Raw genomic sequence first — 8693 nt, 5'->3', positions numbered from 1 at the left:
CCCCCGCCGCCGAGCACGGCGCCGCGACCGCCGGCCGGGCCGAGCCGCTCCGCGCCGCCCGTGCCGCCCGCGCCGACCACCGCCGGGCCGGCGCGCCCCCGGACGGTGACCGTCGAGCTGTGGTACGTCCGCCACGGGCGGATCGCGCCGACCCGGCGTACCCGGCCGGCTACGGTGGCGACGTCCCGCCTGGCGCTGACCGAGTTGGCCGCCGGCCCGACGCCGGTGGAGGCCGCCACCGGGCTGACCACCCTGCTGGCCGGCGGCGAGGTCACCGGCATCGCCGACGGCGTGGCCACGGTCGCGCCCGCCCCGGCCGGTGGCGACGCCGTGGCGCGGCGGCTGCGCGAGGCGCAGGTGGTCTACACGCTCACCCAGTTCCCCACCGTGCGGCAGGTCCGCCTCGCCGCCGGTCCCCCGGTCGGCCGGGCCGACTACGCGGACCTGCTGCAGCCGGTCGTGGTCACCGGCCCCGCCATCGGCGCACGGGTCGGCAGCCCGGTCACCGTCACCGGCACCGCCGACGTGTTCGAGGCCACCGTCACGGTCCGGGTGCTCGACGCCGCCGGCCGGACGGTGGCGACCACCTTCACCACGGCCACCTGCGGCACCGGCTGCCGGGGCGACTTCCGGGTCGCCGTCGCCTACCAGGTGGAGCGGGAGCAACCCGGCACGATCGAGGCGTACGAGGTCTCGGCGGCAGACGGGACGCGCCGGCACATCGTCGCGGTGCCCGTCACCCTCACGCCGGCACGACCCTGAACCGCGCCCACCGGCCGGCCCGCCACGAGCAACGGTGAGCGGCAGTTCGCCTTCCTGCCACGTCGCTGGACCCGCCGACAGAGTCAGCGGAGGTTCAGACCTCCGTCTAGGAGGATCACTTCGCCGGTGACGTACGAGTGGTGGACAAGCATGGAGATCAGGTCCGCCACGTCAGAGGGCTGAGCGGCCCGGCGCATCGGGCTCGAGCTTTTCCACAGCTTCTGCGCGTCAGTCCAGTCGGCAGTGAGCGGCGTGTCGACGAGCCCGGGAGCCACCGCGTTGACGCGAACATCGGGTCCGAGCGCCGCCGCCAGCAACCTCGTCACATGGTTGAGCGCGGCCTTGCTGGCGGCGTACGCGATCGAGCTTCCCTTCGGCCGGACCCCGGCATGGCTGGTCACGTTCACGATGCATCCGCCCGACTCCCGCAGCGCCGGCAACGCCGCCGTACACAACAACCAGGGGGCGATCAGGTTCACATCGAGCAGCCGGCGCCAATCCTCAGCGGTCAACCCCGATAGATCCGCATGCGGCACCGGCCAGCTGATGCCGGCATTGTTCACCAGTACGTCGAGGCGCCCATGCTGCTCCAGCACACGCGGCACCAACCCAGCGGCCGCCACGTCGTCAGCGAGATCAGCCTGGTGATACGACCCGCCAAGCTCCTTGGCCAACGCCATCCCAGCTGAGCGACTGGACCGCGAATGGACCGCTACCGTCATCCCGTCCGCCGTCAACCGCCGCGCCGTCGCCGCCCCGATCCCCGACACAGACCCCGTCACCAACGCCACCGCCTGCACAGACACAGCCTAGTAGGGGGCGTGTCCTGTCTTGTGGTGGTTGGTCGTTGACGATGCGCCGGGCCGGGTGCGCAGGATGGAGAGGCCATCGGCCGGGCCCGGGTGGGTGGCGCGGGATCCCGCACGTCATCCCCGAGCGGTCCGACCTAGTCCCCGCCGGGGGCCCCGGTCTCCCGCAGCCGGCCGTCGGCGAGCCGCAGCCAGCGGTCCACGCCGATCGCCGCGAGGAACCGCTCGTCGTGGCTGATCACCACGAACGCGCCCTCGTACGCGTCGAGCGCGCTCTCCAACTGGGCGACGCTGACCAGGTCCAGGTTGTTGGTCGGCTCGTCCAGCAGGAGCAACTGCGGTGCCGGTTCGGCGAACAGCACGCAGGCCAGGGTGGCGCGCAACCGCTCGCCGCCGGAGAGCGCCCCGACCGGGAGGTGGGCGCGGGCGCCCCGGAACAGGAAGCGGGCGAGCAGGGTCATCCGCTGCGCCTCCGGCGTCGCGGGCGCGTACGCGGCCAGGTTCTCCGCCACCGTGCGGTCGAGGTCCAGCAGGTCCAGCCGCTGGGACAGGTACGCGATCCGGCCGTCGGCCCGCCTGATCCGGCCCTCCGCCGGCTGCGCCTCGCCGTCGAGCACGCGCAGCAGAGTGGACTTGCCGGCGCCGTTCGGACCGGTGAGCGCGATCCGCTCGGGCCCCCGGATCGTGAGGTCCACGCCGTCACCGGCGAACAGGGCGCGGTCGCCGTAGCGGACCTGCATGCCCTCGCCGTGGAAGACCGTGCGACCGGCCGGGAGGTTGGTGCCGGGCAGCTCCAGCGTGATCCGCTGCTCCTCGCGCAGGGCCCGGCCCGCCTCGTCGAGCCGGGCCCTGGCGTCGCTGACCCGCGCGGCGTGCGTCTCGTTCGACCGGCCCGCCGACTCCTGGGCGCCCCGCTTCATCGTGCCGGCGAAGATCTTCGGCAGGCCGGCGCTCTTGAGGTTGCGGGCGGCGTTGCCGGCCCGGCGCTCGGCCCGCTCGCGCGCCTGCTGCATCTCCCGCTTCTCCCGCTTGACCTCCTGCTCGGCGTGGCGGACGTTCTTCTCCGCGACCTCCCGCTCGGCGCGCACCGCCTCCTCGTACGCGGTGAAGTTCCCGCCGTAGGAGCGGATCTCGCTGCGGTCGAGTTCGAGGATGCGGTCCATCCGGTCCAGCAACGCCCGGTCGTGGCTGACCAGCAGCAGGCAACCGGTCCAGCCCTCCAGCGCGGCGTGGAGCCTGCGGCGGGCGTCGAGGTCCAGGTTGTTGGTGGGCTCGTCGAGGAGCAGCACGTCGGGCCGCCGCAGCAGTTGCGCCGCCAGGCCGAGGGAGACGACCTGACCGCCGCTGAGGGTGTGCAGGGACCGGCTGAGGGCCACGTCGTCGAGGCCGAGCCGGTCCAGCTGGGCGCGGGTGCGCTCCTCGATGTCCCAGTCGTTGCCGACCGTGGTGAAGTGCTCCTCGGCGCCGTCCCCGGACTCGATGGCGTGCAGCGCCCCGAGCACCGGCGCGATCCCCATGACCTCGGCCACCGTCAGGTCGCCGGCCAGCGGGAGGCTCTGCGGCAGGTAGCCGAGCACCCCGTCGACGGTCACGGAGCCACCGGTGGGCTGGTGCTCCCCGGCGATCAGCTTGAGCAGCGTGGTCTTGCCGGCGCCGTTCGGCGCGACGAGGCCGGTGCGGCCGGCGCCCACGGTGAACGACAGCTCCTCGAAGACCGGGGTGTCGTCCGGCCAGGAGAAGGAAAGGCGCGAACAGATGATGAACGCATCGGACATGCGGAAACCCTCGGGGTGACGCGGGCGCGCCGGGCGCCCTGGGACGGGACTCGGGGAACGACGGCCCGTGGCCACGACGGCGGCGGTCGAACGCCTGCCGGTGGCCGGGCACTTCCGGTGTCACCCGGAAATGTCGTCGTCACCCGCCACGTCTGGTCTCCCTCTTCCGATCACTCGCGCCCATCCTAACAGCGCGGGCCCGGTGCGACGGGCACGCGCTACGCCGGCGACGGCGTCAGAGGCCCGCGCACGGGTCGTCGCCCAGCGAGCAGTCCTCGGGCGCCCTGGTGAGCTGGTCGACGTCGCGGACGGCGAACGTGAAGCTCCGCGAGCGGCCGGCCGGCACGGGCGGCCCGGTGAAGGTGACGACCTGCCCGTCCTGGCGCCACTCGGCCCCGCTGACGTCGGTGAGCGTGCCGCCCTCGGCCAGCGTGACGACCACCCGCCAGCCGTTCACCACCGCGCTGCCTGGATTGTCGACGACCACCTCGCCCGTGTAGCCGAGGAGCCGCGTCGACACGGTCTCGTAGCGGGCGGTCACGGCGGGGGCCGACGGCGCGCTCGAGGTGGGCGTACGCGAGGGCGTCGCCGAGGGGGTCGCCGAGGGCGTCCGGCTGGGGCGGGAGGGGGCCGGCGTGGCGCTCCGCGTGGGGCGGGCGGAGGGGGTCGGGCGCGCCGTACGGCTCGCGGTGGTCGTGGCGGTCGGCGACGTCGCCGACTCGGGGCCGGCGACGGGGTCCGGCTCGGCCGGCAGCACCGCCCACACCGCGGCCCCGGCGGCCAGCACGACGCCGGCCAGCGCCGCGACCAGCAGCGGCCAGCGGCGACGGCCGGCCCGTGTCGGCTCGTCGCCGACCGCCTCGGTCACCGGCATCTCGGCGGTCATTCCGGCCTCGCCCCGCCGCAGGTCGACCTGCCGGAAGGCCAGCCAGTCGAGGATCGCTGGCAGCCGCCCCGTCAACGCCTGCCGGTACGACTCCTCGCGGCGCTCGCGCTGCTCGTCGGACCAGCTGCCGTGCTCCAGCACCTCGCGGACCGACAGCCGGCACCCCTCGGTGGTGGGGGCGACGGCACAGGCCAACCGGCTGCGCCGGCCGCCCTCGAGGCACCGCAACGCGATCAGCTCCGGCTCCCGCCGTTCGGTCACCTCCGCGTCGACGGCGGCGTCGAACCCGGGCAGGCCCGCGGTGAACAGCAGCAACCGGCCGCGCGCCCCGGCCATCGGCTCGACCTCGGTGAACCACCGGGCGAGCAGCGCGCGATCCGTCAATGCGCGCCACACCCGGTCCGCCGGGTGGAACAGGTCGACCTGTACGTCGATCTCGGTCACGGCGAGACTCTACGGGTATCGATCGCGGGCCGACCCAAACGGGGGGACTCCCACCGCGCGGGGCCGGCGCCCGGGGCGGGGCGGGCGCCGCGCGAGCCGCCGGGGCGCACGACCGGCGCCCACCCCTCCCGGGCGCCGGCCGGCGGTCATCCCTTCACGCAGACCACCTGCTTGAGGTGCGCCACCACCTCGACCAGGTCCTCCTGCTGCGCCATCACCTGGGTGATGTCCTTGTACGCGCCGGGGATCTCGTCGACCACCCCGGCGTCCTTGCGGCACTCCACGCCGGCGGTCTGCGCGGCCAGGTCGGCGGTGCTGTACGTCCGCTTCGCCTGCGCCCGCGACATCCGCCGCCCCGCCCCGTGCGACGCCGAGCAGTACGCGTCCGGGTTCCCCTTGCCCCGCACGACGTACGAGCCGGTGCCCATCGACCCCGGGATGATGCCCAGGTCCCCCCGACCGGCCCGGATCGCGCCCTTGCGGGTGACCAGCACGTCGACGCCGTCGTAGCTCTCCTCCGCCACGTAGTTGTGGTGGCAGCTGATCGGCTCGTCGTAGCTCACCTGCGGGAACTGTTCCCGCACCACCCCGCAGAGCAGGGCGAGCATGACCGCCCGGTTGCGCCGCGCGTACTCCTGCGCCCACCACAGGTCCCGACGGTAGGCGTCCATCTCCGGCGTGCCGGCGAGGAAGACCGCGAGGTCCCGGTCGGGCAGGTCGGTGTTGTGCGGCAGCCGCCGGGCGACCGCGATGTGCCGCTCCGCCAGCTCCTTGCCGATGTTGCGGGAGCCGGAGTGCAGCATCAGCCACACCCGTCCCTCGTCGGCGCCGCCCTGCTCCAGGCAGACCTCGATGAAGTGGTTGCCGCCGCCGAGCGTGCCCATCTGCCGCTGGGCCCGGGTCTCCAGCTGCGCCACCCGCCGGTCGAGGTCGGCGAACCGGCGCCAGAAGTCGTCCCAGCCGGCCTGCTCCAGCCCACGGACCCGGCGCGGGTCGACCGGCTTCTCCCGCTGGTTGAACCCGACCGGGATCGTGGCCTCGATCGCCGAGCGCAGCCCGGCCAGGTCGTCCGGGAGGTCGGCGGCGGTCAGCGAGGTGCGGACCGCCGACATGCCGCAGCCGATGTCGACGCCGACCGCCGCCGGCGAGACGGCCTGCCGCATCGCGATGACCGAGCCGACCGTGGCGCCCTTGCCGAAGTGCACGTCGGGCATGACCGCGACACCCTCCACCCACGGGAGGGCGCCGATGTTGCGCAGCTGCTGGGCGGCCTGCGGCTCGATGCCGTACGGGTCGGTCCAGACCCGGACCGGCGCGCGGGTGCCCGCGAGCGGGGTGTAACTCATCGTCGTCTCCTCGTGTCGTCGGCTGGTCGTCGCCGTCGCGGCGGGACCGGAAGGATCGACGACCGCCCGGGAATCGAACCCGGCGAGAGCGGCCTGCACGGCCACTCCGCGCCCAGCGCGCGGCCGGCCCGCCGGGCGTGGGCCGACGGGTGGAGCGGTTGGCCGGATTCGCACCGGCGATCAGCACCGTTGCTCCAACGGCCCGTGTCAGGACAGGGTCGACGCCCTGTCCTGCCGTCCGGGACCGGGGAATCGAACCCCGTGTCTCCCGCGCCCAAGGCGAGCGGGTCAGCCAGCTCCCTCGTCCCGGTGACGTGTCGTCTCACGGCCGGCCCGAGGCGGGGCGACCGCGGTGTCACTTCCACTGTGGAGTTGAGAACGGGGCGACGTCGCCGGGGCGCGGCCGGGGCGGGAAGGATGGCGATCGGGTGGACGAAAAAGCCGCCCGGTCCCCGGTGGGGTGGGCGGCTGCGCGTACGCGCTGGCGCTAGACGCGCCGCCACCCCGGCTGCCGCCCCTGCTCGGGACGGTGCTGCCCGCAGGATCGTCTGCCCGTGGGCAGCGGGGCACCACCGCGCGGCGTCGGCCACGCGGCGTCGGTGCGGGTGCGCTGCGACACGGCGTACTCCCCTGGGTCGTTCGGTTGACCTTGCGTCGATGACGGTAGGCGGGTCTGGACGGTGACCGCAACGGATATCCACGGAACGTTCGGCCGGCGCCGAACCGTCCGGCCGCTACCGTTCCGCCCCGACGACGTGGGCAGGAGGGGCTCGGATGCGGCTCAGACGGTGGGTGGCGGAACGGTATCGGCAGGTCAACGGCGACCATCCGATGACGGCGGCGGACGACGCGTACGTGAGCGCGCAGTTCGCGGTGCTCGACGAGCTGTGCGCCGCACGCGGGTGCGACGCGGACGACGTACGCCGGCTGATGCTCGACCGGCGGCTTCCGTTGCCGGGATACCTGCGCTCCGACGGCGCGGAGATGGTGCCCGTGGACCTGCTCGCGCTCGCCGAGCGGGCCGGCGGGACGGACGCGCTGGAGGCGTGGTTCACCGGCCACTGGGTCGAGGAGAGCGTCGGCGCCGCGGAGTGGGACGCCTATCTCAGCGGCCGGTACGTCTGCCTGCGGTCGGTCGCCCCGGCCACGATCCGGCGCAAGGACGAGCTGGTGGCGGCCATCCGGGCGGCGCTGGCGGACCTCGACGCCGACCCGACCGACGCCGGCACGGCGCTGCGCCTCTGCGCGCTGGTCGACGAACTGGACGCCCTGATGCCCGCGTTCAGCCCGTACGACCGGCTGCGCTTCGGCGGCCCCACCTCCCGCGACACCTACGTCGACGCGGTGCGGACCCGCCTGCGTAACCGCCCCTGACGGCACGACATCGAGGTGGCGGCCGCCGAGGCGTGCCGCCGCGCGACGAGGGCTGCCACCGGCGCGGGTGGGAACGACACCCGCGCCGCAGCGGCTTCCCTATCCTTCCCTTTCTGGACTAGATTAGGGAGCGATGAGTGAAGAAATGTACTCGGTCGAGCAGGTGGCCGAGCGGCTGGGCCTGCATGTGCGCACCGTGCGCGGCTACATCCGCGCCGGCCGGCTCCGGGCGGTGCGGATCGGCAAGCAGTACCGGATCGCCCGCGCCGACCTCGACGCGCTGACCGGCCGACCGGCACCCGCCGGCGGCGCGGCGGTGGAGGTCTCGAGCATCCTGCAGATCGACGGCGTCGACCGGGCCGCGGCCGACCGGCTGGCCACGCTCGTCCTGGCCGCGGCGAACACCACCCACCACCCCGCGCACCCGCTGCGCATCCAGACCGTCCACGACGAGGAGCGGAACCGTATGAAGATCGTGATCCTGGGCGGCGCCTCGGCCACCGCCGACGTGCTGCGCCTGGTCGACTCCGTGCTCGACGGCGACAACGGTCTGCTCACCGGGGAGGCCGACGGTGCCTGACGTCATCCAGGAGCGGGCCGGGGTGCCGGTGCTGGTGTGCGACCCGGCCGGCCCGCCGGTGGCCACCGAGCAGGACGCGCTGGACCTGATCGGCTCGGCCTTCCTCGGCGCCCAGGTGGTCGCCGTGCCGGCGAGCCGGCTCGATGCCTCCTTCTTCTCCCTCGGCACCCGCTTCGCCGGCGAGGTCATGCAAAAGTTCGTCAACTACCGGATCCGCCTGGTCGTCGTGGGCGACATCAGCCGGCACCTCGCGGCCAGCTCGGCCCTGCGCGCCCTCGTGGAGGAATCGAACCGGTCCGGCCACGTGTGGTTCGTCCCCGACCTCGACGCCCTCGACGCCCGGCTGGCGCCGGCGGCGAAACCCGGCGGACCCGGACCCGGGGCGCAGGGGGCACCGACGCGCGGCTGACCGTCCCGGGATTGCCGACCGGCCGGGCGGGTAACCGGCGCGGATGAGGCCGGACGCCGAGCCGGTGGACGTCGACGAGCCGCTGGCCGTCGACGTACCCCCCGCGCCGCACGACGCCAGCGGCGAGCAGGTGCCGACCCGCGACCTGGCCGGGCTGGCGCCTCCGGCGCGGCCGGCGCGGCGGTGGACGCCGCGCCGGGTCTTCGCCACGCCGGCCGCGCTGGACCACCCGCACGGCCGGCGGATCGCCGACCGGGTCGAGGCCCTGGGCATCGAGGTGGTGCGGCGGCGTGCCAACCGGCTCACCG

8 protein-coding genes, 1 tRNA gene and 1 pseudogene are annotated in these 8693 nt (G+C 74.4%); 5 read left to right on the top strand and 5 right to left on the bottom strand.

All coding sequences use genetic code 11. The annotated features are described in order from the left end of the window. Positions 1–762 (top strand): Gmad2 immunoglobulin-like domain-containing protein (locus tag AB0G13_RS32710; RefSeq protein ID WP_357882933.1); only part of this gene is annotated, 762 nt, incomplete at its 5' end. 83 nt (positions 763–845) lie between these two features. Here AB0G13_RS32710 and AB0G13_RS32705 read toward each other — a convergent pair. The 5 genes from AB0G13_RS32705 to AB0G13_RS32685 all read right to left on the bottom strand — a co-directional run bounded on the left by AB0G13_RS32705 (position 846) and on the right by AB0G13_RS32685 (position 6332). Further along, positions 846–1544: an SDR family oxidoreductase gene (locus AB0G13_RS32705; RefSeq protein ID WP_357882936.1), complete on the bottom strand. Its 699-nt coding sequence runs from the start codon at positions 1542–1544 to the stop codon at positions 846–848. A gap of 164 nt (positions 1545–1708) precedes the next feature. Further along, entirely contained in the window at positions 1709–3346 is a 1638-nt protein-coding gene (gene abc-f / locus AB0G13_RS32700) for a ribosomal protection-like ABC-F family protein (RefSeq protein ID WP_357882930.1), read from the bottom strand. A gap of 235 nt (positions 3347–3581) precedes the next feature. Beyond that, complete coding sequence (locus AB0G13_RS32695; RefSeq protein ID WP_357882927.1) at positions 3582–4676, bottom strand: SRPBCC family protein; 1095 nt, start codon at positions 4674–4676, stop codon at positions 3582–3584. Positions 4677–4822: 146 nt separating this feature from the next. Next, entirely contained in the window at positions 4823–6022 is a 1200-nt protein-coding gene (locus AB0G13_RS32690) for an RtcB family protein (protein ID WP_357882924.1), read from the bottom strand. A 237-nt stretch (positions 6023–6259) separates the two neighbouring features. Further along, positions 6260–6332, bottom strand: a tRNA-Pro gene (locus tag AB0G13_RS32685). Positions 6333–6796: 464 nt separating this feature from the next. Here AB0G13_RS32685 and AB0G13_RS32680 point away from each other — a divergent pair. The 4 genes and pseudogenes from AB0G13_RS32680 to AB0G13_RS32665 form a co-directional block, all read left to right on the top strand. Next, complete coding sequence (locus tag AB0G13_RS32680) at positions 6797–7396, top strand: DUF6058 family natural product biosynthesis protein (protein WP_357882921.1); 600 nt, start codon at positions 6797–6799, stop codon at positions 7394–7396. A 133-nt stretch (positions 7397–7529) separates the two neighbouring features. Further along, positions 7530–7976: a helix-turn-helix domain-containing protein gene (locus AB0G13_RS32675; RefSeq protein ID WP_357882918.1), complete on the top strand. Its 447-nt coding sequence runs from the start codon at positions 7530–7532 to the stop codon at positions 7974–7976. Then, the gene (locus AB0G13_RS32670) at positions 7969–8385 is read left to right on the top strand and encodes a DUF4180 domain-containing protein (protein ID WP_357882915.1); all 417 of its coding nucleotides are present in this window, start codon (positions 7969–7971) and stop codon (positions 8383–8385) included. Before AB0G13_RS32675 ends, AB0G13_RS32670 begins: the two co-directional genes overlap by 8 nt. 43 nt (positions 8386–8428) lie before the next feature. Continuing rightward, positions 8429–8693: pseudogene (locus tag AB0G13_RS32665) on the top strand (radical SAM protein); the annotation flags it as partial.

The organism is Micromonospora sp. NPDC023633 (assembly GCF_040640035.1).
Taxonomy (GTDB): Bacteria; Actinomycetota; Actinomycetes; order Mycobacteriales; family Micromonosporaceae; genus Micromonospora.
Note: the sequence above shows the minus strand (reverse complement) of the source record. Positions and strands in the feature narration are given on the sequence as shown.